Annotated in this window: 17 protein-coding genes; 2 read left to right on the forward strand and 15 right to left on the reverse strand. The window is 72.8% G+C overall.

The window, feature by feature from the left end; genetic code table 11:
• Positions 1–18 precede the first annotated feature (18 nt).
• The gene (locus FH608_RS24920) at positions 19–1,017 is read right to left on the reverse strand and encodes an alcohol dehydrogenase catalytic domain-containing protein (RefSeq protein ID WP_193318606.1); all 999 of its coding nucleotides are present in this window, start codon (positions 1,015–1,017) and stop codon (positions 19–21) included.
• Between the two features lie 197 nt (positions 1,018–1,214).
• Between FH608_RS24920 and FH608_RS24925 the strand changes: the two genes are divergently transcribed.
• On the forward strand, positions 1,215–2,519 hold the full coding sequence (locus tag FH608_RS24925) for a sugar phosphate nucleotidyltransferase (protein WP_193318607.1): 1,305 nt from the start codon (positions 1,215–1,217) through the stop codon (positions 2,517–2,519).
• Here FH608_RS24925 and FH608_RS24930 read toward each other — a convergent pair.
• From FH608_RS24930 to FH608_RS24940, 3 genes are all read right to left on the reverse strand, one after another.
• Complete coding sequence (locus tag FH608_RS24930) at positions 2,480–3,415, reverse strand: hypothetical protein (protein ID WP_139633014.1); 936 nt, start codon at positions 3,413–3,415, stop codon at positions 2,480–2,482. The two genes, FH608_RS24925 and FH608_RS24930, sit on opposite strands and share 40 nt — an antisense overlap.
• Positions 3,416–3,583: 168 nt before the next feature.
• Positions 3,584–6,991, reverse strand: a complete 3,408-nt coding sequence (locus FH608_RS24935) for a type I polyketide synthase (RefSeq protein WP_193318608.1) — start codon at positions 6,989–6,991, stop codon at positions 3,584–3,586.
• A 150-nt stretch (positions 6,992–7,141) separates the two neighbouring features.
• The gene (locus FH608_RS24940) at positions 7,142–7,885 is read right to left on the reverse strand and encodes a helix-turn-helix transcriptional regulator (protein WP_455430072.1); all 744 of its coding nucleotides are present in this window, start codon (positions 7,883–7,885) and stop codon (positions 7,142–7,144) included.
• 233 nt (positions 7,886–8,118) lie between these two features.
• Between FH608_RS24940 and FH608_RS24945 the strand changes: the two genes are divergently transcribed.
• Entirely contained in the window at positions 8,119–9,447 is a 1,329-nt protein-coding gene (locus FH608_RS24945; protein ID WP_139633017.1) for an ATP-binding protein, read from the forward strand.
• A 45-nt stretch (positions 9,448–9,492) separates the two neighbouring features.
• Here FH608_RS24945 and FH608_RS24950 read toward each other — a convergent pair whose 3' ends face one another.
• The 11 genes from FH608_RS24950 to FH608_RS25000 form a co-directional block, all read right to left on the reverse strand.
• Positions 9,493–10,818, reverse strand: a complete 1,326-nt coding sequence (locus FH608_RS24950; RefSeq protein WP_139633018.1) for a PP2C family protein-serine/threonine phosphatase — start codon at positions 10,816–10,818, stop codon at positions 9,493–9,495.
• Entirely contained in the window at positions 10,784–11,242 is a 459-nt protein-coding gene (locus FH608_RS24955; protein ID WP_226899887.1) for an ATP-binding protein, read from the reverse strand. The genes FH608_RS24950 and FH608_RS24955 overlap by 35 nt, the downstream gene beginning before the upstream one ends.
• Positions 11,242–11,547 (reverse strand): STAS domain-containing protein, encoded by a 306-nt coding sequence (locus tag FH608_RS24960; protein ID WP_139633020.1) that lies wholly within the window; start codon positions 11,545–11,547, stop codon positions 11,242–11,244. Before FH608_RS24960 ends, FH608_RS24955 begins: the two co-directional genes overlap by 1 nt.
• A gap of 16 nt (positions 11,548–11,563) precedes the next feature.
• Complete coding sequence (locus FH608_RS24965; protein WP_226899854.1) at positions 11,564–13,579, reverse strand: glycogen debranching protein; 2,016 nt, start codon at positions 13,577–13,579, stop codon at positions 11,564–11,566.
• Complete coding sequence (locus FH608_RS24970; protein WP_139633174.1) at positions 13,576–13,911, reverse strand: STAS domain-containing protein; 336 nt, start codon at positions 13,909–13,911, stop codon at positions 13,576–13,578. Before FH608_RS24970 ends, FH608_RS24965 begins: the two co-directional genes overlap by 4 nt.
• 7 nt (positions 13,912–13,918) lie before the next feature.
• Positions 13,919–16,315 (reverse strand): AGE family epimerase/isomerase, encoded by a 2,397-nt coding sequence (locus FH608_RS24975; RefSeq protein WP_226899855.1) that lies wholly within the window; start codon positions 16,313–16,315, stop codon positions 13,919–13,921.
• Between the two features lie 37 nt (positions 16,316–16,352).
• Positions 16,353–17,942, reverse strand: coding sequence for a thiamine pyrophosphate-binding protein (locus FH608_RS24980; protein WP_139633021.1), 1,590 nt, complete (start codon positions 17,940–17,942; stop codon positions 16,353–16,355).
• A 2-nt stretch (positions 17,943–17,944) separates the two neighbouring features.
• Positions 17,945–18,769, reverse strand: coding sequence for a type 1 glutamine amidotransferase domain-containing protein (locus tag FH608_RS24985; RefSeq protein WP_139633022.1), 825 nt, complete (start codon positions 18,767–18,769; stop codon positions 17,945–17,947).
• 127 nt (positions 18,770–18,896) lie between these two features.
• Positions 18,897–20,336 (reverse strand): ATP-binding protein, encoded by a 1,440-nt coding sequence (locus tag FH608_RS24990; RefSeq protein ID WP_139633023.1) that lies wholly within the window; start codon positions 20,334–20,336, stop codon positions 18,897–18,899.
• 31 nt (positions 20,337–20,367) lie between these two features.
• The gene (locus FH608_RS24995) at positions 20,368–21,489 is read right to left on the reverse strand and encodes an IS701 family transposase (RefSeq protein WP_226899856.1); all 1,122 of its coding nucleotides are present in this window, start codon (positions 21,487–21,489) and stop codon (positions 20,368–20,370) included.
• A 149-nt stretch (positions 21,490–21,638) separates the two neighbouring features.
• Complete coding sequence (locus FH608_RS25000) at positions 21,639–23,243, reverse strand: GMC family oxidoreductase (RefSeq protein WP_226899857.1); 1,605 nt, start codon at positions 23,241–23,243, stop codon at positions 21,639–21,641.
• Between the last annotated feature and the right edge of the window lie 10 nt (positions 23,244–23,253).

Below are 23,253 nucleotides of genomic sequence, written 5' to 3' on the forward strand. Positions count from 1 at the left end.
TCCTCGGTTGGGGGTGGGTCAGTTGGGGGTGAGTACGGCGCGGTAGCGCACCTGGCCGGCCTCCACGCGCTTGAGCACCTCGTTGATCTCGCTGAACGGGTACGTCTCCACGCGCGGCCTGACCTTGCCCGCGGCCATGAGCGTGAGCACCTCGACCAGGTCGGAGCGGTTGTTGTGGGTGCTGCCCTTGATCGAACACTGCTTGAACAGCAGCGTCGTCATGTCGTCGATCCGCAGCGGGCCGGTGACGCCCATCGTGACGAGTCGCCCGCCGTAGCGCAGGCCCGACAGCACGCGGGCGACGAGGTCCGCGGAGGTGGTCGTGGCCAGGATGATGTCCGCGCCACCGGCGTCGGCCAGCGCCTTGCCCGGGTCGTCGCCCACGACGACGCCCTCGGCCGCGCCCAGCTCCCTGGCGTACTCCGCCTTGTCGGGCGAGGTGGTGAGCACCACGGTCTCCAGGCCGATCGCGGCGGCCAGCTGCACCGCCATGTGCCCGAGCCCGCCGACGCCGAGCACGCAGACCCGCTCGCCCGGCCGCGGCTCGGCGTTGCGCAGGCCGCTCATCGAGGTGAACCCGGCGCAGAAGGCGACCGCGGCGTCGGTGTAGTCCAGGCCGTCGGGCAGCAGCGTGCACCCGGTCTCCCAGGCCACCATGAGGTCGGCGTAGCCGCCGCCGAGGTCCATCCAGGTCGTGGTGTGCGGGCAGGCCACCGGGTGCCAGCTCTGGCAGGCGGCGCAGCGGCCCTCGCCGCGCTGCATCCACGAGACGCCCACCCGGTCGCCCACCCGCAGCGTGGTGGTGCCTGGCCCGAGCGCCACGACCTCGCCGACCGGCTCGTGCCCCGGCACGATCGGCAGCCGCACGGGCCAGTGCCCGCGGTGGACCAGCACGTCGCTGTAGCACATGCCGCACGCGTGGATGCGGACGACGACCTGGCCGGGCCCCGGCTCGGGGTCGGCGAGGTCCTGGAATTCCCATGCCGAATTGAGTCGCGTGATGACGGCTGCGCGCATGGCGTCCTCCTTCGCGGACGGGTCACGGACGCCCACGATAAATATCCGGCGCGGCCGCACGGCACCCCGACTTAACGGAGCCATAACGTCTTTGTCAGAGACGGACCTGACGAAATCCCGGCCGTCGGAGGCCGAAACAGGCCGCATTCCGGTAGTGAATGGTACGAATGATTCACCGCACCGTCCCTGGAGATTTCATGCCGTCGATTTCCGCCATCGCGCTGGCCGGCGGCCGCGGCCTGCGCGCCCGGCCGCTCACCCTGGAGGGTTCCGGTCACATCAGGAGCAAGGCGGCCGTGCCGTTCCTCGGCCGGCCGCTCGTCGAATGGCTCGTGGCCGCCTTCCGCGACCAGGGGGTGACGAGCTTCCACGTGGCCGCCAACGGGCGGGAGAACCGCTACCAGGTCAAGGAGGCGCTCGGGTACGGCGAGCGGCTCGGGGTCTCGGTGCGCTACTCGCGGCCCCGTACGGACCGGCACAACACCGGCTCCGGGCAGGCGACGCTCGGCGTGATCGAGGAGCACGGCCTGCGCGGCCACGCCCTGGTCTTTCCGACCGACTCGCTCTTCGAGCTCGACCTGGCCGGGCTCGTCCGCGACCACCTGGCGAGCGGCGCGGTCGTGACCGTCGGCCTGGCCCACCGGCCGGCGGCGGAGGTGGCGGGCACGTACGGCACGCTGATCGCCGACGGCGCCGGCCGGATCGAGCGGTTCATCGAGAAGCCGTCGATGCGGACCATCGAGGCGCTGGCCGCCGACCCGGACCGGGTGCCGATCAACGCCGGCCTCTACCTGGTCGACTGCGCCCGGCTGCGGCGGCTCGCCGCCACCGACGAGCTGGCGGCGCTGGCCCGGCGGGGGCTCGACTGGGGCGGCGACCTGCTGCCCTGGCTGGTCTCGCGGGGCCACCCCGTCTCGTGCTCGCCCCTGGACAAGGTGGGCGACCTGGGCAATCCCCGCGGCTACCTGCTCACCATGGCCGAGGCGCTGGCCGGTGGCTACCCGAGCCTGCGGCTCCCGCGCGGTCCCGTGATCCACCCCGCCTCGCTGGCGCGCCGCGACGAGGTCAGCGGGCTGACGCTCGCCGAGAAGCTGGCCGCCGGGCTCGTGCACATCGGGCCTGGCGCGTGGATCGGACGGGACGTCGAGATCGGGCCCGGGGTCGTGCTGCGGGACTCGTACGTCGGCGACGAGGCCGACCTGCACCCGTGGTGCCGGCTGGAGCGGGTGGCCTGCATGGACGGCGCGATCATCGGGCCGGGCGCGCGGCTCAGCGACGCCTACGTGGGCGTGATGGCGCGCGTGGAGTCGTCGCCCGAGCGGCCGGCCGTCGTCTCGGGCTTCACGGCGCTCGGGCACGAGGTGCGGGTCCCGGAGGGCAGCCGCCTGAGCGGCGTCATCGCGTTCCCCGGCCAGACGGCGGACGGAACGCGCCCCGCGGCGGCCGGGTCGGCCGGGGAGCGTCAGTCCCCGACCTCGTCCGGCTCCTCGACCCGGTCGTAGCGCAGCCGCGTCTCGATGGCGTAGGCGTGCGGCGCGTACCCGGTGCGCAGGTCCTGGAAGACGTCCCACGCCTCCACCGGGTCGCGTTCGGCCGGCAGCCCCGCCTCGCCCGCCAGCGTCAGCGTGTCGGAGAAGTTGCGCTCCTCCCGCCCCTGCAGGCTCACCGGGATGGGCGGCAGCGTGATGCACAGCCCGTGGGCCAGCCGGTGCATGCAGCGCGTCCCGGTCGCGAGCAGCGCCCGGGTGTGCGCGGGCGCCCAGCTCGGCGCGAGCGCCTCGATGAGCGCCGCCACGTCCAGCACGATCACCGCCGCCTTGAGCCAGTCGAGATCACCCGCCGGGCGCCGGAACGTGAGTGCCGGATGGGCGAGATGCGAGTGCTCCACCTCGGCCATCCACCCCGTCCACTCGGCGAACATGCTGTCGAGGTGGTCGCGCGAGCCGGTCCTGAGGTAGACCGCGAGCATGGTGTCGGCGTCGCGCGGGTTGCACACGCTGCCCGCCAGCCTCGCGACCAGCCGCTCGCGCCGGCCGTACGCGGCCGAGAACTGCACCAGGTACGTCGCGATGACCGCGACCAGCAGCAGCCCAGACGCCCATTCGGCCTCGCCCAGCGGCGTCCCCTCCAGCAGCGCGAACCCGGCCGAGGACACGCCGACCCAGATCCCGGCCACCGTGCACACGGCCAGCGGCCCGCACAGGTCGAGCAGGGGCTCGCGGGCGGCGGCCGGCACCCGGCCGGCCACCGCGAGGAGCGGCCCGGCGAACGCCCGCACGACGCCCCGGACGAGCCGGGTCGGCCGGCCCCGGGGGGTGAACACGGTCAGCACGACGCTCGACCACACCGCCACCACGAGCGCGGCGCCGGCCAGCGTTCCCACCACGGCTGTCACCATGCCCCGTATCCTTCCGGCACTTGACACGAATACCCAAGAATCAGTTGGTGCTGGTAGTCGGAATGCCATGCTCAAATGAGCGGGACGAGGCTCCGAAATTCCGGAGCCTCGTCCGCGATATCGCTTTCCGGGCGCGTTTCTCTCACGCGTTTCTCTCAAGCGGCTCTCTCATACGGTGGCCGCCGAACGCAATTCGGTGGTGAGGTCGAGCAGCGTGCCCGGGCCGAGCAGGTGGCCGGCCGGCACGCTGACGCCCAGCTCGCGCCGCATCCGCTCGCTGAACCGGGTGGCCAGCACGGAGTCCAGGCCGAGCAGCGTGAGCGGCACGTCCATGCCGATCTCGTGCCCGGGCACCGCCAGGACCTGCGACGCCAGGTCGGCCACCAGCTTGGTGAGTTCGGACGTGGACAATGCGGCCACGTCCGGCACCTCCCGCCGCGCCGGACCCGGCTCCTGACCGGCACCGTGAGGCCCGGAGCCGGAAAGGGCCGGGCCATAGGACCCCGGACCGGAAAGGTCGGGACCGTACCGCACGGGACCGGAAAGGTCGGGACCGTACGGCACAGGGCCGGAAAGGTCGAGACCGTGGGGCACCGGGCCGGCGAGTGCCGGATCGGAGGCCACCGGGCTGGAGAGAGCCTGAGCGAAAGCGGTGGGGCCGGCAGAGGCGAGACCGGGAGACGTGGCGCCGGGAGACGTGCGGCCAGGAGGCGAGAGGCCCGGAGACGTGGGGCTCGGAGGGGTGGGGGACGCGGCCGGCTGGGGCCAGAAGTGGCGGCGCTGCCAGGCGTAGCCGGGGAGCCGGACGTACCGCCCGCCGGGATTAACCCGGTCCCAGCGGGGACGGCAGCCCAGCACGTACGCCTGGCCGAGCGCGGCGCCCAGGGCGGCGGCGTCCGGCACGTCCCGCCGCAGGCAGGGCAGCACGGCGGCGTTCGCGCCTGCCGCCCCGGCCTCCTCCTCCAGCGCCTGCTGCAGCACCGGGTGCGGGCTCATCTCGACGAACAGCGTCGGCCGGGCGTCGGCGAGCGCGGCCCGGGTGGCGGCGGCGAAGCGGACGGGCCGGCGCAGGTTCTCGAACCAGTACCCCGCGTCCAGATCCGTGCCCTCGACGATCCGGTCGTGCGCGCTGGAGTGGAGGGGCACGGCGCAGGAGTTCGGCTTGATGGCGGACAGCGCCTCCAGCAGCGCCTCACGTACGGGCTCCACCTGCGGCGCGTGCGAGGCGTAGTCCACGTCCACCCGGCGGCAGAAGACGCCGGCGCGGCGCAGCGGCTCGACGATCCGCTCCAGCTCCGCGGGGTCGCCGGACAGCACCGTCGAGCGCAGGCTGTTGATCACGCCCACGCAGACCTGCCCGGCGTGTTCACCGATGCCTTCCCCGACGGCCTGCCCGATGCCTTCCCCGACTGCCTCGCCGACGGCCTGCGCGATTGCCTGCTGGGCGGCCTCCTCGCCGAGCCCCACGGCCCACATCGCGCCGGGTGTGCGCAGGTCCCGCAGCAGCCGGCTCCTCCTGGCGACCACGGCCGCGCCGTCGGCCACGCTCAGCGCCCCGGCGGTGACGGCGGCGGCGATCTCGCCCATGCTGTGCCCGATGACCAGGTCGGGCTCGACGCCCCACTCGCGCCAGACGGCCGCCAGCGCCACCTGCATCGCCCACAGGGTCGGCTGGATCTCGTCCACGCGCGACAGCGGCACCCCGCGCCGGAGCACGTCCACGGGCGACCAGCCCAGCTCGGGGGCCAGCGCGCTAGAGCACTCGCCGAGATGGCGGGCGAAGACCGGGTCGGCGGCCAGCAGTTGCCTGCCCATGCCCGCCCACTGGCCGCCCTGGCCGGGGAAGACGTACACGACCTTCGGCGGCGAGGTCACGCGGCGCTCGCCGACGAGCAGCGACCGCCCGTCGCCCTGCCCGCCCGCGCGGAACTCCCGCAGCGCGGCGGCCAGCGCCCGCGCGTCCCCGCCGACCGCGGCCAGCCGGTACTCGAGGTGCGAGCGCCTGGCGCCCGCGCTGAAGCACACGTCGCCGAGATCCGCCCCTGGACGATCCGGTTCTGCCCGCCCGAGCTCCTGCCCGAACTCCGCCTCCCCGAGTTCTGGCCGGTCCTGGTGCGGGGAGTCCGGGTGCGAAGGGTCGGGAGGGGCGGGAGGGTCGAGGAGGTCGGCGTACGCGCCGGCGAGCGCGTGCAGCGCCTGCGGGTCCCGTGCCGACAGCGGCAGCACGTAGGCGGGCCGCGCCGGAGCCCGCGACGCCGGCGCGGGCCGCGGCGTCTCCGAGAGCACGAGATGGATGTTGGTGCCCGACATGCCGAAGGAGCTGACCCCCGCCAGCGCCGGGGTGCCGCGCCGCGGCCAGTCCTGCGTGCACAGCGCGAGCTCGACGGCCGCCGCCGGATCGAGCAGCATCGGGTGCGGCTCGGACACGTGCAGGGTGGCCGGTATGGTCAGGTGCCGGAGCGCGAGGGCCGTCTTGAGCAGCCCCGCCAGCCCCGACACGAACTCGGTGTGCCCGATGTTGGACTTGAGCGACCCGACCCGGCAGCGCCGTCCCTCCTCCCGGCCCTCCCGCAGCACCAGGTCGAGCGCGGCCAGCTCGGTCGGGTCCCCGGCGCGGGTGCCGGGCCCGTGCGCCTCGACGTAGTCGACGTCGCCGGGGGAGACCCCGGCGTCGAGATAGGCCGTACGCAGCATCGTCTCGTGCCCTTCGAGGCCCGGGGCGACGAGCGAGCCGCCCGTGCGGCCGTCGTGGGTGGCGGCGCTGCCCAGGATCGTCGCGTACGGGAGGTCGCCGCCCTCCAGGGCCCGCGAGAGCGGCTTGAGGATCAGCGCCACCACGCCCTCGCTGCGCACGTAGCCGTCGCCCGACACGTCGCCGAACCGGCACCGCCCCGAGCTGGACAGCACCCCGGCGTCGGCGAGCGCGAAGTACAGGTCGGGCACGATCTGCAGGTTGGCGCCCCCGACGATGGCCAGGTCGGCCTCGCCCGACCACAGCGCCCGGCAGGCCACGTGCACCGCCAGCAGCGACGTCGCGCACGCCGCCTCCACGCCCATGCTGGGGCCGCGCAGGTCGAGCCGGGTGGAGACGCGGCCGGGGAAGATGCCGCTGACGGCTGCCCCCAGGGCGGCGTGCATGTCGTACATCCCGGCGCGGCGCAGCAGGTCCCAGTAGCCCGACGGCAGGAGGCTCGTGTAGACGCCGGTGCGGCTCCCGGCCAGGCTCTCGGCCGGGATGCCCGCGTCGTCGAGCGCCTCCCAGATCACCTCCATCAGGACCCGCTGCTGCGGGTCCATCCGCAGCGCCTCGAACGGCGTGACCCCGAAGAAGCGCGCGTCGAAGCCCGCGATGTCGTCCAGGTAGCCGCCCGCGCCCTCCAGCACGTCGGGGCGGCGGCGGCCGGAGGCGGTGCCGAGGTCGAACCGATCCCGCGGGATCACCCCGACCACGTCCCGGCCCCCGCTGACGATCCGCCAGAGGTCGGCCGGGGTGCGCGCGCCGGGCAGCCGGCAGGCGCCGCCGACGATGGCGATGGGATCTCGCCCCCTGTTCACGTCCATGGGGTTCACGTCCATGGGCCCGTTCCCGTCCGCGCCCGGCCCGCCGGGAATCCGCCGGCGCCCGGGCGCCCTTGTTGGTTGGCCGAACGACATCACCTAAGGTCCGGCGCGCCCCCGCGGGTGTCAATCAACAGATGACGAAATACCGGGAGCGGGAGAACCGGGTCACCCGGCGGCGGGCACCGGGAAGTGGATCACCAGCCCGACCAGCGGCTCGTCCGGGGTGATCATGAGTGCCATGCGCAGCGTCTGCAGGCCCAGCCGGGGGTGCCGGAACCGGCGCGTGAGGCTGCGGTGCTCCTGCACCTCGTGCCGGTGCCACAGCCCGGCGAACAGCGGGCTCAGCCGCGAGAACTCGTCGACCCTGGCCGTCAGCAGGTCGTCCTGCGGCCACCTGGCCAGCTCCGAGCGCCAGCGGGCGATGACGTCGCACGTGACGCGCTCCCAGTCGGGCAGCCGCTCCTTCGCCTTCGGCGCGACCAGCAGCCAGCGCAGCATGTTGCGGTGCTCGGGGGCGTGGCTGCCCCAGTCGTCGTACCATTCGGCGGCGGCGTCGTTCCAGGCGGTCAGGTTGCAGTGGATGTCGGTGGCGTACACCGGGTATTCGCTGCCGTTCATGAGGCCGACCAGCGGCCGCATCACGCCGCCCGCCCACGTCGGCCCGTCGAGCGGCTGCGGGTTGGCGACCTGGCCGTGCACCAGGGTGTGCATGTAGCGGCGCTCGTCCTCGCTCAGGTCGAGCACCCTGGCCAGGCTGTCGAGCACCTGGATCGAGGGCTTGATGTCGCGCCCCTGTTCGAGGTACGTGTACCAGGTCGGGCTGAGCCCGGCCAGCACCGCCACCTCCTCGCGCCGCAGCCCCTTCGTCCGGCGGCCGCCGCCCTCGGGCAGGCCGACCTGCTTGGGCATGACCCGGGCACGCCTGCTGCGCAGGAATCGGGCGAGCTCTTGCCTACTCCAGCTGTCGCCTGTCACAGAATCCTCCGTGCGTCCCCCGCGCCAGCAGATCAGGATGGCCATCCCGAGTCTAGGAGTCCCACGGGATATTTGTCACCACGGGCCGATTTCGTCATATCAGTATTGACGTTACGGCATTGTTCCCAAAGCATGAATTCGCCGATTCAATACGAGGGATTAACGCAATGAAGTGGCATTTCATCGGGCGGGGCGAGCAACTCACCATGATTCGGACAGCCCTTGGGGACGCCTCCGCGGGCCCCATCGTCGTCACGGGGGAGCCCGGCGTCGGGCGCAGCCGGCTGGCGGAGCACGTGCTGGAATCACCCGAGGCGGCGCGTTACGAGATCGTGCGGCTGCGTGCGGGGGACGACGCGGCCGAGGTCGCCGCCCGCGTGGAGGCGATCGCAGGGGACCGCCCGGTGCTGCTGTTCATGGACGACGCGCAGGCCGGCGACGACGGGAGCCTGCTGGCGCTGCGTGCCGCCGCCCGCCGCCACGCGCACGTCAGGGTGCTGGTCACGACGCTGTCCGGGCCCGCGGCGCGGCGGCCCGACCCGGTGGACTGCCTGCGGTTCGAGCCGGGCGCGCGGACCGTCGAGCTGGCGCCGCTCACCGCCGAGGAGGTGGCCGCCCTGCTGGCCGCGGTGGCCGGCGGGCACGTGCGCCAGGCCACCGCCGACGCCCTGCGCGCGGCGAGCGGCGGCAACCCCCGCCTGCTGCACGACTTCCTGGTCGGGCGCCGCCTCACCGAGCGCCTGACCAGGGGCGCCGCCGGCTGGGAGTTCCAGTGCGCCACCGAGTGGCTGCCGCCGGTGGACCCGGCCGCGGCCACCCCGCACCTGGTGGACGCGGTGTGGGAGGCGTGGGCGGCGCCGGCCTTCGACCGGGCGTTCGAGCTGTGCAAGGCGGCGGCGTGGTGCGGCGAGGGACACACCGTCTCCGTGCCGCTCGCCCACCTGCTCCTGCTGCGCGGCAGGGGGCGCGACAGCATGTCGTTCCTGGACTCCCTGCCCGGCGAGATCGTGGACGGCACGCCGCACCTGGCGCTGGCCCGCGCGGTCAACCTCGCCTGCGGGCAGGGCAGGCCCGAGGAGGCCGCCGACTTCCTGCTGCGGCTCGCGCTCGCCGCCGAGGGCGGGCGGCGGCCGCTGCTGCTCGCCTACCGGGCCTGGATCATGGCGCTGAGCGGCCGGCCCGCCGGGGACGTCGGCGAGATCCCGCGTACGGACCGCGAGACCGCCCTGTTCGTGCACGCGGCCAAGGCCATGGCCGGGCTGCGGACCCGGCCCGACGAGGCGGTCTTCCACCTGCGGCGCGCGCTCGCGCTCACCGCCGGCGGGATGGGGGCCGGACCGCCCTGGCTGCCGGCGCACCTGACCGCATACCTGATCGACGCGCTGCTGCTGGCGGGCCGGGCGGGCGAGGCGACGCTGCTGGCGTCCGGCTTCCACGGGGGCGAGCCCGCCTCGGGCTGGGACGTCGCCGCCGCCATGTCGATGGTCGCCGCCTGAGCCCCCCGCACCCGCCCCCTGGCACCCCGCGCTGACAGCCGGCCGTCAGCGCGGATCCGGGGCCTGATTCGGGAGCGGATTACGGGCTGAATTCCGGGCCGTGTTCCGGGGCGAGTGCCGGCGCTGGGTCCGGGACGGATTCCTGGTGAGCGCCAGCGTGGTGATGTCGTCGGACTGCTCGGCCGCCCCCACGAAGGTCCGCACCGCCCCGTCGACCGCCGCGAGCAGGCCCTCGGCGTGCGCCCCCGACGCTCCCAGCACCTCCTGCAGCCGCGGGGTGCCGAACAGGCCGTGGGCGGCGTTCCTGGCCTCGACCACCCCGTCGGTGTAGGCGAACAGCGCGTCGCCCGGCCCGAGCTGCACGTGCCCGAGCGTGTACGAGCTGTCGGCCAGGATCCCGACCGCGGGCCCGGTCGGCGGCAGCAGCGTCTGGCGGCCGTCGGCGCGGACCACGATGGGCGGATTGTGCCCGCCGTTGATGTAGACCAGATCCCCCGAGCACGGGTCCAGCACCCCGAAGAACATCGTCGCGAAATACGCCTGCTTCAGGTGGTTGCGGGCCATGTACCGGTTGGTCCCGACCACGGCCTGGATGAGCGGCCCCGCGCCCAGTGACAGCAGCGGCAGCGCCGACTCGCCCATCGGTCCGTCCAGCGCCCTGTCCAGCGATGCGGCGGCGTCGTCGCCGACGTCCTGGACGTACCCGGTGTGCTCGGCCGTGTGCCGCAGCAGGGTCCTGATCAGCGCCATGAACAGCGCCGCCCCCACGCCCTTGTCGCACACGTCGGCCACCACCAGCGCCAGCCGGCGCCCGTTGACGATGGTGAACACGTCGTAGAAGTCGCCGGCCACCTGCCGGGCCGGGCGGAAGCTGGCCGCGATCTCCCAGCCGTCCAGCCGGGGCAGCGACTCCGGCAGGAACCCGGCCTGGATGTCGCGGGCGATGCGCAGCTCCCGCTCGTACTCGCGCAGGCTGGCCAGCGCCGCCATCTCCTCGACCGCGGTGCTGAGCTGCCAGCGCTCCCAGCAGGAGTTCGCCCGGCTGCGCAGCAGGCCGGGCAGGAAGGGCCGGGTCACGTAGTCGAACCCGGCGCGTACGCACTCCTCCAGCGCGCCGAGGTCGTCGTCGGGGAAGGCCACGATGGTCGGCATCCGCCCGTCGACCAGGAACCGCTGGCTGACCAGCGCCATCCGCTGCAGCCCGAGCGCCGCCGAGATCAGCAGCAGGTCGGGGTGCGGATGGGACAGCACCAGGTCGTCCGGGACGACGAGCTCGACCTCGAAGCCCTCCGCGCGCAGCGCCCCGTCGAGTTCGAGCACCGCCGGGGAGGTGGGGTCAGCCGGTTCGGTGACCACCAGGGCCGTCGGCATTCGCGCCTCCAAGCAGTCGCATGATCAGGGTGTTGCGGTTGCGGCCGCCGACGTACTCGTAGTGGAACTCGTCGACCTTCCCCATGGCCAGGAGCAGCCCGTAACCGCCTTCGTCGCGCTGGGCGGGCGGCACCGCCAGCCGGGGCGCGGGGTCGTAGCAGCCGGGGTCGAACGGCGGCGCGTCGTCCTCGATGCTGACCCGCAGCCGGTCGGGCTCGATCTCCCCCGACAGGTCCACCACCCCGCCCTCGCCCCGGTAGCCGTGGTGGGCGATGTTGGTGGTGATCTCGTCGGCGGCCAGGCGCAGCCAGTACGCCTGGCGGGAGGTCAGCCCCGCCTCGCCCGCCAGCGCCTCGATGAAATCGGCCACGACCCCCGGCAGGGACACGTGCCGGACGTCGATCCTCAGCCGGCAGGCGAGCATCACCGCATCACGATGCTGCGGTCGAAGCCGGTGAGCCGGATCGTCTCGGCCACCTCGGGCTTGGTGCCCACCAGGGTGATCTGCGAGCCGCGCGGCAGCTTCTGGTGCGCGAACACCAGGCAGCGCACGCCCGCCGACGACATGTACGTCAGCTCGTCGAGCAGCAGCACCAGCCGGCCCACCTGCCGCCCCACGGCCTGCGTCACCAGGTCGTTGAGGTCGGGGGCGGAGCTGCCGTCGAGCTCGCCGGCCAGCCGGATCGTGGCGGTGTCACCCTCCACGTTCATCTTCATCGTGAACGACATGGCTTGCTTCCTTTCGTCAATGCGTGACCAGGATCGCGACGCTTCGTGGGCCGACGGTCAGTTGTGACTGGTTGGCGAGCGGCGGCTCCGAGCCCGGCTCGAAGGCGTCCATCGGCGGGGCGGCGGCGGTGTCGGCGAACAGGTGCCAGGTCTGCCCGCGCGGCGGTTCGGGCAGTTCGAGCGTGTGCGACTCCCAGTGGGAGTTGGTGGCGACGTACACGCAGTCGTCCCCGCCGCCGTCGAACGTCGCGGCCAGCACGCGCGAGTGCGCCGACCAGTCCGGCGACCAGGCGCGCACGCCGTGCCAGTGGACCGAGCCGGGCGAGCCGCCCCGCAGCACGGGGTGCGCCCGGCGGAAGGCGATGGCGCGCCGGGTGAAGCGGAACAGGTCGGCGTTCTCCTCCCGCAGCCGCCAGTCGAGCCAGGTCAGCGGGCCGTCGTGGCAGTAGGCGTTGTTGTTGCCGAGCTGCGTGCGCCCGATCTCGTCGCCGGCCAGCAGCATCGGCACGCCCCGGCTGGCCAGCAGGATCAGCAGCGCGTTGCGCTGCTGCCGGGCGCGCAGGGCCAGCACCGCCGGGTCGTCCGTCTCGCCCTCCTGCCCGCAGTTCCAGGAGTTGCCGTTGTCGTCGCCGTCCCGGTTGCCCTCGCCGTTGGCCTCGTTGTGCTTGTGGTCGTACGAGACCAGGTCCCGCAGCGTGAACCCGTCGTGCGAGGTGACGAAGTTGACCGTGGCGGCCGTGCCCCTGCGGCTGTACATGTCGGGCGAGCCGACCATGCGCGTGGCCAGCTCGCCGGTGACGCCGAGGTCGCCCTTGAGGTGGCGGCGCACGGTGTCGCGGTAGCGGCCGTTCCACTCCGACCAGCGGCTGTAGTGGGGGAAGCTGCCCACCTGGTAGAGCCCGGCCGCGTCCCACGCCTCCGCGATCAGCTTGCGGTCGCGCAGGATCGGGTCGTAGGCCAGCGACTCCAGCAGCGGCGGGTTGTGCAGCGGCCCGCCGTCGGCCCCGCGCCCGAGTATCGCGGCCAGGTCGAACCTGAACCCGTCGACGTGGCACTCTGCGGCCCAGTAGCGCAGGCAGTCGAGCACGAACCCGCGGACCACCGGATGGTTGCAGTTGAGCGTGTTGCCGGTGCCGCTGAAGTTGTAGTAGTGCCCGTCGGGGGTGAGCATGTAGTAGGTGGCGTTGTCCAGCCCCTTGAAGCTGATCGACGGCCCGCGCTCGTCGCCTTCGGCGGTGTGGTTGAACACCACGTCGAGCAGCACCTCGATGCCCGCCTTGTGCAGCTCCTTGACCAGGTGCTTGAACTCGTCGACCTGCATGTGCTCGCGCCCGGTGGCCGCGTAGGACGCCTTGGGGGCGAAGAACCCGACCGGGCTGTAGCCCCAGTAGTTGACGCCGGTGAACACGTTGTCCGTCTCGTCGAACTCCGACACCGGCATCAGCTCGACGCAGTTGACCCCCAGCTCCCGCAGGTACGGGATCTTCTCCACGAGCCCCGCGTACGTGCCGGGCGCCGAGACCCCCGAGGACGGGTGCCTGGTGAACCCGCGCACGTGCAGCTCGTAGATCACCAGGTCCTCGTGCGGCAGGTGCGGCGCGCGGTCCTCCTCCCAGTCGAAGTCGTCCAGCGCGACCCGCGAGCGGTGCCGGTACGGGCCGTGGCCGGTCAGCATCCTGGCGTACGGGTCGCTGAGCACGGCGTCCGGGTCGAAGCGGTGCCCCTGCCAGGGCAGGCGCGGGCCGTCCACGCGGTAGCCGTACTCCAGGCGCTCCACGTCGAGGCCGAACACGGTCATCGCGTGCACGCTGCCCACCCGGAACGACTCCGGGAAGGGCAGCTCGGCCATCGGCTCGGCCTCCCCCTCCCGGTAGAGCACGAGCGTCACCGACGTGGCGTGGTTGGAGTAGACCGAGAAGTTCACGCCCCCGGGCACCCGGGTGGCGCCGAACGGCAGCGACCGCCCCGCGCGCACCGGATAGCCGGCGATCCGCCGCGTGGGGTAGGCGTCGATCGGCTCCAGGATCGTCATACGGTCAACGCCTCCACCCCTTCCTCGACCGACTCCACCACGGTGAAGAAGCCGAGGAACCCCGTCGCCTCCATGATCGCGCGCACGTCGGGGGCCAGCCCGGTCAGCGCCAGGCGGACCTCGCCGCGCTGCGCCTGCCGGTAGACCAGCAGCAGCACGCGCAGCCCGGCGCTGGACATGTACCTGGTCTCGGACAGGTCCAGCACGACCAGGCCGTCCTCGGGGAAGAGGCCCTGCAAATCCTGCTGCACGCCCGGCGCGGTCTCGCTGTCCAGCCGGCCGTCCAGGCTGATGACGGTGACCCCGCCGCGCAGCTCCTTCCGCAGTCGCATGGTCACCTCAGTCCTCCACCGGCGCGAGGTGGGCGCGTACGGTCACCGGCGAGGCGGAGTCGGGCAGCTTCACCGTCATCGCCTCGGCGTCGAACAGCTGGTACGGCGAGCCGTCCAGCTCCACCCACGCCAGCCGCACCCGCCCCGGCGGCAGCGCGTCGGGCGCGACCCGCAGCACCCGGTCGGCGAACCCGTCGGGCCGCGGCCGGAACCACAGGGTCAGCGGTTCCCTGTCGAGCAGCAGCCGCTGGTAGACGGTCGCGAGGAAGCACAGCTCGGCCGCGTGGCACATGCTCATGGAGTGGCTGCCCTTGAACCGCTCGGTGCCGAGCAGGTACGGGTGGCCGTCGGCGAGCACGTTGAAGTAGATGCCGCCCTCGTCGTGGTCGAGGAAGAAGGCGCTGTAGAAGGCCGCCGACTCCCGCGCCCTGCGCAGGAACTCCTCCCCGCCGCCGAGCCCGGCCAGGATCTGGTAGGCGAGGATCGCCTGCTCCTGCTGCCACCAGGCCTTCCTGTCGTGCCAGACGAACCGGTGGACGTGCTGGCCGGGCGCGAGCCTGCGCTCGACGACGTCGTACCAGCCGCCGCGCTGCGGGTCGCTGCCGAGCGCCGGCATCTTCTCGCCGATCTCGGTCGCCAGCGCCCGGTAGCGGTCCTTGGGACGGATGGACATCATCCGCATGAGGTTCCAGGCGATCTTGAGGTTGTGCCCGACGACCGCCCGGTCCTGCTGCCAGTGCCAGGTGGTGTCCGGCGTCCAGTCCGCGTGGAAGCGCTCCTGGACGTACGGGCTGTCCTTCCTGGGCATGTGCCGGACGATGAGGTCGAACGTCTCCTCCAGCATCGCGGCGTGCCGCTCGTCGCCGGTGGCCAGGAACAGGTTGATGAGGTAGGCGGGTGCGTGGTCGCCGACGGAGTTCCAGTTCTTCCTCGACCGGTTGGGGCCCAGCGCCTCGTGGTGCGGGCTGAGCAGGATCGGGTCGATGTGCGAGAAGTAGCCGCCCCGCTCCGGGTCGTGGAAGAACTTGGCGAACAGCCGCAGGGTGCCCTCGATGTCCGACAGGATGCGCGGGTCCCCGGTCAGCCGGTAGAGCTGGGTGGGGCCGGCCAGGGCGTAGATCTGCTCGTACATCGGGATCGCGTCGTAGTCGTCGCCGAACTCCGAGGTGAACAGCTTGCGCTCGCCCCCGTCGCGCACGTCGATGCCGTGGTACCAGTAGACGACGTCCTCGTCGCGGTCGACGAAGCGCATGTGCCGGCGCAGGTAGGCGGCGCCCTGCTCGGCCACCTCCAGGAAGTCCTCGTCGCCGGTCAGCATGTACGCCGAGGACATGCCGTAGACCATCCGCGAGATCGTGTCGGTCTCCTGCACGTGCTGGTCGGCCTTCTCGCCGCCCAGCCGCAGCATCGTCCGGTACGCGGCGTAGTCGATCGGCCCGTCGTCACCGAACTGCGCCCTGCGGTAGAAGCGGCCCAGCTCGTGGATCTGCTTCACCCACCAGTCGGGCTGCTCGAAGGCGTACTGGCCCGGCTGCCTGCCCAGGAAGGTCAGCGCCTTGGCCTCGACCGTGTACGAGCCGTTCTCGTAGTAGAAGATGCCCTTGACGAACACGTAGTTGCCCGGCGTGAGCAGCTGCTCCAGGTGCGCCGAGGCGTCGAGGTACGGCTCCGACAGGTTGCGCGCGAACTCGGCGGAGGTGGTCGAGGTCAGGCGCACCCGCACCGGCCGGCCGTCGTTGGTCCGCAGGCTGATCTCGCCTCGCTCGAACCCGGTGACGTACCCGGCCACCAGGTCGGAGAAGGTGAAGTCGGGCCGGTAGACGGTCTCGGCCGGCCGCCCGGCGGCCACCAGATCGATGATCATGCGGGCGAAGGCGGCGCAGTGCTCCGCGGTGCGTCCGGTCACCAGGTCCCGGTCCACCACGACGTCCTGGTCGGTGTAGAGCGCGCCCATGTTGTGCACGTCCCCGACCAGGTTGTTGTGGCAGGTCACCCGGCGGCCCTTGACCACCTCGGCGATGGGCGCGGCCAGCCAGAGGCCGTGGCAGATGACGCCCTTGATGATCCGCGGGTCGCCGAAGGCCTCCTTCAGCAGCCGTACGGCGGGGGCGAGCTCGTGGACGTCCTCGCTGTAGCGCAACCGGTCCGACACCATGCCGGACGGCACGATGAGCACGTCGATCGCGCTCAGGTCGGCGCTCTCCAGGTCGCCGGTCACGGTGAACGGTTCCTTGTACTCGTGGCCGTGGAAGGTCAGCGAGTCCTGTCCCCACAGCCTCGTGAGGAACTCGACCCGCGCCCCCTCCTCGGTGAAACGCCGCTGGTAGTAGTGCAGCTCCTGCTCGACGAAGTCGCTCTCCATCAGGATCGCGACGGTGCGCCCGGCCAATCGCTTCTCACGCACTCTGACCTCTCAGTACCTCTCAGGTGGTAATCAGCTCTCAGGTGGTAATCAGATCGACGAGGAACGGCCCCGGCGCCGCCAGCATCCGCTCCACCGCGGCCGCCACCTGGGCGGGCTTGCTCACCTTGACGCCGGGGACTCCCAGGCCCGCGGCCAGCTTCACGAAGTCGATCCGGGGGTGGGACAGGTCGAAGCCCTCGGGATGCGGATGGGCCTCGATGCCGCGCTCGCGCCAGTACTGTTCGAGGTTGTCGTCGAGCAGCTGGTAGCGGCGGTTGTCGCAGATCACGAACCGGGCGGCGACCCCGTACCTGACGGCGGTCCACAGGGCCTGGATGGTGTACATGCTGCCGCCGTCGCCGGTGAAGGCCACCACCTCGGCCTCGGGGCGGGCCAGCTTGATCCCGATCGCGCCGGGGATGCCGACGCCGAGCGAGCCGCCCCTGGTCTGGAAGTACGTGCCGGGCCGGCGCGGCGGGAGCCGCCTGAGCAGGGCCGGCGAGGCGGTCAGGGCCTCGTCGAAGACCACCAGCCCGGCCGGCGCCCTGGCGGCCAGCTCGCCGGCGAACAGGTCCGCCATCGTCTCGCCGTACGGCTCGGCGCTCTCCCGCGCCGGTGCGGGGCGGGCGGGGCCGAGCAGGCCGGCCAGCGCCGCCAGCGTCGGCCGGGGGTCGGCGACGAGCGCCACGTCGGCGGGGAGGTTCTTGGCGATCTCGTAGTCGTCCAGGTCGATGTGGACGATCTTCGTGCCTTCCTCGAAGGGGCTGTCCAGCAGCGGGAACACCTCGGGGAAGAGGTACGTCCCGACCACCAGCACGGCGTCGGCCCCGGCCAGCGCGGCGGCGCTGTGCTCGCCGAACATGTGCCCGAGGTCGCCCCGGTGCAGCGGGTGGGTGGTGTCGATGGTCACCTCGGAGGAGTTCACCGTCCAGACCGGGGCGCCGAGCGCCTCGGCCACCCGGGCCAGCTCCTCCTGCGCGCCGGACACCGCCACCCCGTCGCCGGCCAGCACCACGGGCCGGCGGGCGGCGCGCAGCACGGCCGCGGCCCGCTCCAGCTCGCCGGCCACCGGCACCGTGGCCCGGCTCGGGATCGTGCTCGGCACGGCGGGCTCGGCGGTGAGCTCGTCGAGCACGTCCATGGGCAGCGCCACGAAGGCCGGCCCGCGCGGCGGCGTCATGGCGGCCTTGACCGCGCGGCGCAGCACCCGCAGCACCGAGCCCGGATGGGTCACCCGGGTCGCGTACTTGGTCACCGGCCGCGCCATGGCCACCAGGTCCACCGCCATCTGGCCGTCCAGCGCCTCGTACCGCACCCCGGCCTCGCCGGCGATCACCACCAGCGGCGAGTGGCCGCGCATGGCCTGGTAGAGCAGGCCGACCCCGTTGCCGAGGCCGACCCCGCTGTGCAGCTGGACCAGCGCCGGACCGGCGGTGGCGCGGGCGTACCCGTCCGCGATGCCGAGCACCGCGGACTCCTGCAGGCCCAGCACGTACCTGAAGCCCGGCGTCTCCTCCAGGACGTCCAGGAACCCCTGCTCCACGGTGCCCGGGTTGCCGAACATCACCGAGATGCCGTCGGCCGCGAACTGCTCGAAGATCGCCTTCTTGGCGGGGCGGGCGGCCATGGTCACCAGCCGTAACGCCGCAGGCCGGACTCGAGCACCTCGACCAGCTTCTCCCCGGACAGGTAGGAGTCGGGGGTCGAGCGGCCGGTCACGAACGGGTAGTCCACGATCACCGACGTCTCCTTGCCCACGTTGCCGTGGTAGCGGCCGTCGGGCGCGGTGGCGTCGCGCAGGATGTACTCCAGCGGGTACGGCGGCGGCCCCATGTTGAAGTCGACGCCGAGGAAGCCGGTGCCGTCCTTGTAGTCGTACTCCTTGCAGTGGCCCGTCACGTGCTTGCCCCGCAGGATGCTGGCCCGGTCCTCCCAGTCGCGGGCGAAGGCCAGGCAGGCGATGCCGTAGCACTCGGCCAGCACCGGCTTGTCGGCCCGGACGAAGGCGAGGATCAGGTCGTGCACCCGCCCGTTGTTGGCGAGGTCCACGATCGGGCCGCTGCCGCCGACGAGGACCAGGGCGTCGTACTCCTCGACGTCGCGGTCCAGCCGGCCGAGCTCCCGGTAGTAGGCCTCGACCTTCCTGAGATATCCGTCCGCGCTGTTGTAGGGGCGCTCCGGGATCCACTCCGCCAGGCTGACGGGGGAGTCCAGCCGGTTCGACTCGTCCACCTGCCTGGCGGCCACGGCCACCTCCGGCGTCGTGACCGAGCGGCCGAGCGGCGGATCGACGTACCCCGGGTCGAGGCTGGGCGGCAGCGCCCGCGCCCGCTTGCCGGTCGGGGTGGCGAACACGCTCCGGTAGCCCTGCCGGTCGAAGGCGGCCAGCGGGCCGATCAGCTCCTCTCCCCAATATCCGTACTCGGAGAGAATAATAAGAATGGTGCGCGTCATGCGTGGATTCAAACAATGAGCGGTATTCACGGACAAGTCCGGCGGAGCCATTCCGTCAAGTCCATGAAATTCACCGGCACTTCGTCAGGTTTCCCGGCACGTCGCGAAATAGGCGGCGAAATGGCCGTCAGGGGGAGGGCTGGTCCAGCGGCAGCCGCACCACGAACCGCGTGTCGCCCGGCCGGGAGTCGACCTCCATCGAGCCGCCGTGCCGCCGCGCCACGATGTCCATGCTGACGTGCAACCCGAGACCGGTGCCCTTGCCGAGGTCCTTCGTGGTGAAGAACGGCTGGAACACCATGGGCAGCACCTCGTCGGGGATGCCGGGGCCGTTGTCGCGGATCTCCACCACGGCGTGGCCGCCCTCGCGCCTGGTGCTGATCGTCAGCTCGCCCGTGCCGCCCATGGCGTCCACGGCGTTGCCGATGAGGTTGGTCCAGACCTGGTTGAGCTCGCTGGGGAAGGCCTGGAGGTCGGGGACGCCGCCGTACTCGCGGCGCACGCGGATGTCGCGCAGCCTGGGCGCCATGAGGGCCAGCGTGGCGTCCAGCCCCTCGCGCAGGTCGGCCTCCCGCTGGGGTGCGCGGTCCAGGTTCGTGTAGGCCGACGTGCGCCGTACCAGCTCCACCACCCGCTCGGCGGCCTCGGCGGCGTCGCCCGCGAGCGCCCTGGCCCGCAGCGCCGGAGCCAGGTACGCCAGGGCCGCCGCGAGGGCGTCCGGCCGCAGCCCGGCGGCCAGTTCGTCCAGCGCCGCGCGGTCCACCCCGTGCTCCGCCAGGTCGTCACCCAGATCGTCGAGCAGATGGGTCCTGTCTCCTGCCCCGTCGAGGTCTCCTGTCCCGTCGAGGCCGTGCTCCGCCAGCCAGTCGGCGATGTCGTCGGCCGCCTCGGCCTCGGCCAGCGGGTCCGGCGCGCTCCGCGGGGCGAGCCCGGCCTGGAAGCGCTCCACGAGCCGCAGCTCGGCCTCCTCGCCCGTACGGCCCCACGCGGTCGCGGCGGCCGCCAGCCGGGGCCCGAGCACGCGCAGCTCCCTCGCCGCCCGCAGCGCGGCCGCCGCCGGGTTGTTCAGCTCGTGGGTCAGGCCGGCCGCCAGCATGCCGAGCCCCTCCAGCATGCGGCTGCGGCCCGCCTGGCGCTCCATGGCGTTGATGCGCCGGGCCAGCACGGGCAGGAGCACCCGGCACACCTGCGGGCAGCGTTCCAGCAGGTCGAAGAAGGCGTCCTTGCCGTAAGCGACGACCCGGGCCGGGCCCACGGCCAGCGCGGTGGCGAGGTACTCGTCGCTGGTGAGCAGCGGCAGCTCGCCGACGAACTGGTGCTCCAGCGTGTCGCCGACGTGCCGGGCCAGCACCTGGTCGCGCCCGCCGACCACCTTCGTGACCACGATCTCGCCGTCGAGCAGGACGTAGAAGGCGTCGGCCGGCGCGCCCTCGACGAACAGCACCTCCCCGTCGGCGAGCTCCCTGACCGCGCCGGTGCCCGCGAGCCAGTCCAGCTGCTCGCGTGACAGCTCGGCGAACAGCTCGATCCGCGCGATCCGGTCCCTCAGCCAGGCGGGCGCAGGCACGGCCCCTCCCTCTCCCTCGACGCCGTGCCCCTCAGCCGGGCGGGCGCAGGCACAGATTCTCCGCCATGTTCGGCCTCTCGGCCTCCCGTCCCTCCAGGCCGCGCAGGAGCCGGTAGGCGTGCGCCACGGACACCAGCGTGACGTGGTGGTGCCAGCCCTGGAAGGAGCGGCCCTCGAAGTGCTGCAGCCCCGACTCGGTGGCGACCGAGGCCAGCACGGACGCCGCCCGGTTGCGCAGCCTGACCAGCCCCGCCAGGTCGGGCACCCGGTGGCGGCCCAGGTCGGTCAGCCACATCGCCCGCGCGCCGGAGCGCGGGTACCACCGGTGGCCCTGCCCGTTCTGCGGCGCCTGCCCGTTCTGCTGGCCGGGCTGGGCCGCCTGCAGGACGTGCAGGCGGGGCCTGGCCTGCTCGGGCACCGCGCGCGGGTTCAGCCCGAAGTTGGCGGCCGGCAGGGCCGGCATCGTGCCGGGGGAGACCCGTACGAGGTAGGGCAGCCCGCGCTCGGCGAGCCCCGCGATCAGCGGCTCCACCCCGGGCATCGCCCGGCCGTCCACCACGATCGGCGCCGGCGGCAGCCCCCAGTCGGCCACCATCTCGTCCACGGCCTGGAGCAGATGCCGCCAGTGCGGGCGGCTGTGCTCGTGGGCGGGCACGCGGGTCCTGTTACGCAGCCCGTCGTCGTCGTCCCACGTGCGGGGCAGCAGCAGCCGCCAGTTGACCGGGCACCCGCCGTCGTCCCCCACCATGACGACGGCCAGGCCGAGCTGGCAGTTGACCAGCCGCCCCGCGGAGCGGACGAACTGCCGCGCCACGCCCACCGACTTGGTGCCGTTCTTCGGGAACACCACCTCCTCCAGCACCCACGCCTTCGGCCGGATCGCCTCGACGAGCAGCTGGGCCAGGCGCTGCCGTACGGGCGTCCAGTCCCACGGGCTCTGGTTGATGAACTGCTGGAGGCACTGGTCGACGGGCCGCCCCACCACCTGGGTGGAGATCCGGCGGATCGACTTGCGGCCGGGCACCGAGACCAGGCCCTGGACGTACACCTCGCCCCATCGGCGCTGGTCCGAACGGAGGAACGAGGAGAACAGATCCGCGCAGAAAGGAGAGAGCCAGATCTCCCGCGAATCCAAACCTGCGTAGATGGCCATATGACCAACCCCTAGAAATCAAATGGCTCGCCTTTCTGGCCATTATTGAAATGTTCGGGGCCGGGTGACAGGACGAGGTTGTACTGGCACTCTCGCTTCTACTTTCGACGCTGCTTCCCGGGGCCGGTTCCCGGGGCGGCTTCCGGGCGCTACGTACCGGTCCGGACGAGCTCCGCCGCCCGCTCGCCGATCATCACGACCGTGGCGTGCGGGTGCGCGTTGACCAGCGTGGGCATGACGGAGGCGTCGGCCACCCGCAGCCCTTCGACGCCGCGCACCCGCAGCCGTGGATCGACCACGGCCGACTCGTCGCCGCCCATCCGGCAGGAGCCGGCGAAGTGGTAGTACGACCCGGTGTTGGCCTTCACCCAGGCGCGCAGGTCGCCGCGGCCGCTCACCTCCGGCCCGGGGGCGACCTCGGACAGCCCCCACGTGCCGGTGAACGCCTTGGTGCGGTAGATGTCCCTGGCGATCTCCACGGCGGTGACCGTGCGCTCCAAGTCGACGGGGTCGCCGAAGTAGTTGGCGTTGATCCTCGGGTACGCCGTGGGGTCGGTGGACGCCAGGCGTACCCATCCCCGGGAAACCGGCCCGAGCAGGCCGGTCAGGCTGAGGACCACGTGCGGGTCCACCAGTTCCCGCACCGGCGCGATCGGCCGGCCGGTCTGCGCGCGGCGCACCACGTTGGCGAAGAACTTCTCGCCGAACGGCGCGCGGTGCACCAGCGCGACCTCCAGGTCGGGCACGGGCAGCCCGTCCTGCGACCCGCAGAACAGCGCGACCTCGGTCACGTTGCCTCGGGGGTCGGCGCCGGGCTCGGCGAGGTAGCCGATCGGCCCGATCACCAGCGGGTGGTCGTGGAAGTTGGCCCCGACCCCCGGCAGGTCGGCCACCACGTGGATGCCGAGCCCGGCCAGGTCGGCGGCCGGGCCCAGCCCCGACAGCAGCAGCAGCTTGGGCGACTGGATGGCTCCCGCGCACACCACGACCTCGGCCTCGGCCCGCGCCGTGTACGCGCGGCCCGCGCGCAGGTACTCCACCCCGGTGCAGCGGCTCCCCTCGAACAGCAGCCGGGCCGCCGGCGCCCCGGTCAGCACGGTGAGGTTCGGCCGGGCGAGCGCGGGGTCGAGGTAGGCCTCGCGGGCGCCGCCGCGCCGCCCGTCCCTGATGTTGACGTGGTGCCAGCCCGCGCCGAACAGGCCCGCGTTGAAGTCGTCCAGGCGCGGGTGGCCGAGCTCGGCGCAGGCGTCGATGAACGTCTGGGACACCGGGTTGCCCGTGTCGCCCGCGTCGGCCACGGCCATCGGGCCGTCCTTGCCGGCCGTCGGGTTGTGCCCGTCGTGCTGGTCCTCCAGCCGCTGCAGCCAGGGCAGCACGTCGGCGTACGACCAGCCGGGGCACCCGTGGTAGGCCCAGTCGTCGTAGTCCTGCGGGCGGCCCCTGGTGTGCATCATGTGGTAGATGTTCGACGTGCCGCCCAGGCCGCGGCCGGCGGCCGAGTAGACCCGGGTGCCGTCCAGCCCCGGCTGGGGCTCGCTCATGTACGCCCAGTCCAGCTCGGTCAGCAGCACCTCGTTCCACCGCCACGGCGTCTCGACCGCGTCGGCGAGCGTGTCGCTGATCGCGGGGTCGCCGGCCTCCAGCAGGAGCACGGAGGCGTCGGGGTCCTCGCTGAGCCGGGCCGCGACCACCGATCCGGCCGCGCCCGCGCCGACGACGACGTACCTGTAACTGCCTGACACGCTTGCGTTCACGGCTGCTCCT

It is taken from the genome of Nonomuraea phyllanthi (assembly GCF_006334985.2).
In the GTDB taxonomy this organism is placed as follows: domain Bacteria; phylum Actinomycetota; class Actinomycetes; order Streptosporangiales; family Streptosporangiaceae; genus Nonomuraea; species Nonomuraea phyllanthi.

What these genes read in the sequence shown, in the direction of transcription:
- FH608_RS24920 (WP_193318606.1), bottom strand. Translation starts at nt 1,017, where the DNA reads ATGCGCGCAGCCGTCATCACGCGACTCAATTCGGCATGGGAATTCCAG.
- FH608_RS24925 (WP_193318607.1), top strand. Translation starts at nt 1,215, where the DNA reads ATGCCGTCGATTTCCGCCATCGCGCTGGCCGGCGGCCGCGGCCTGCGC.
- FH608_RS24930 (WP_139633014.1), bottom strand. Translation starts at nt 3,415, where the DNA reads ATGGTGACAGCCGTGGTGGGAACGCTGGCCGGCGCCGCGCTCGTGGTG.
- FH608_RS24935 (WP_193318608.1), bottom strand. Translation starts at nt 6,991, where the DNA reads ATGGACGTGAACCCCATGGACGTGAACAGGGGGCGAGATCCCATCGCC.
- FH608_RS24940 (WP_455430072.1), bottom strand. Translation starts at nt 7,885, where the DNA reads ATGCCCAAGCAGGTCGGCCTGCCCGAGGGCGGCGGCCGCCGGACGAAG.
- FH608_RS24945 (WP_139633017.1), top strand. Translation starts at nt 8,119, where the DNA reads ATGAAGTGGCATTTCATCGGGCGGGGCGAGCAACTCACCATGATTCGG.
- FH608_RS24950 (WP_139633018.1), bottom strand. Translation starts at nt 10,818, where the DNA reads ATGCCGACGGCCCTGGTGGTCACCGAACCGGCTGACCCCACCTCCCCG.
- FH608_RS24955 (WP_226899887.1), bottom strand. Translation starts at nt 11,242, where the DNA reads ATGCTCGCCTGCCGGCTGAGGATCGACGTCCGGCACGTGTCCCTGCCG.
- FH608_RS24960 (WP_139633020.1), bottom strand. Translation starts at nt 11,547, where the DNA reads ATGTCGTTCACGATGAAGATGAACGTGGAGGGTGACACCGCCACGATC.
- FH608_RS24965 (WP_226899854.1), bottom strand. Translation starts at nt 13,579, where the DNA reads ATGACGATCCTGGAGCCGATCGACGCCTACCCCACGCGGCGGATCGCC.
- FH608_RS24970 (WP_139633174.1), bottom strand. Translation starts at nt 13,911, where the DNA reads ATGCGACTGCGGAAGGAGCTGCGCGGCGGGGTCACCGTCATCAGCCTG.
- FH608_RS24980 (WP_139633021.1), bottom strand. Translation starts at nt 17,942, where the DNA reads ATGGCCGCCCGCCCCGCCAAGAAGGCGATCTTCGAGCAGTTCGCGGCC.
- FH608_RS24985 (WP_139633022.1), bottom strand. Translation starts at nt 18,769, where the DNA reads ATGACGCGCACCATTCTTATTATTCTCTCCGAGTACGGATATTGGGGA.
- FH608_RS24995 (WP_226899856.1), bottom strand. Translation starts at nt 21,489, where the DNA reads ATGGCCATCTACGCAGGTTTGGATTCGCGGGAGATCTGGCTCTCTCCT.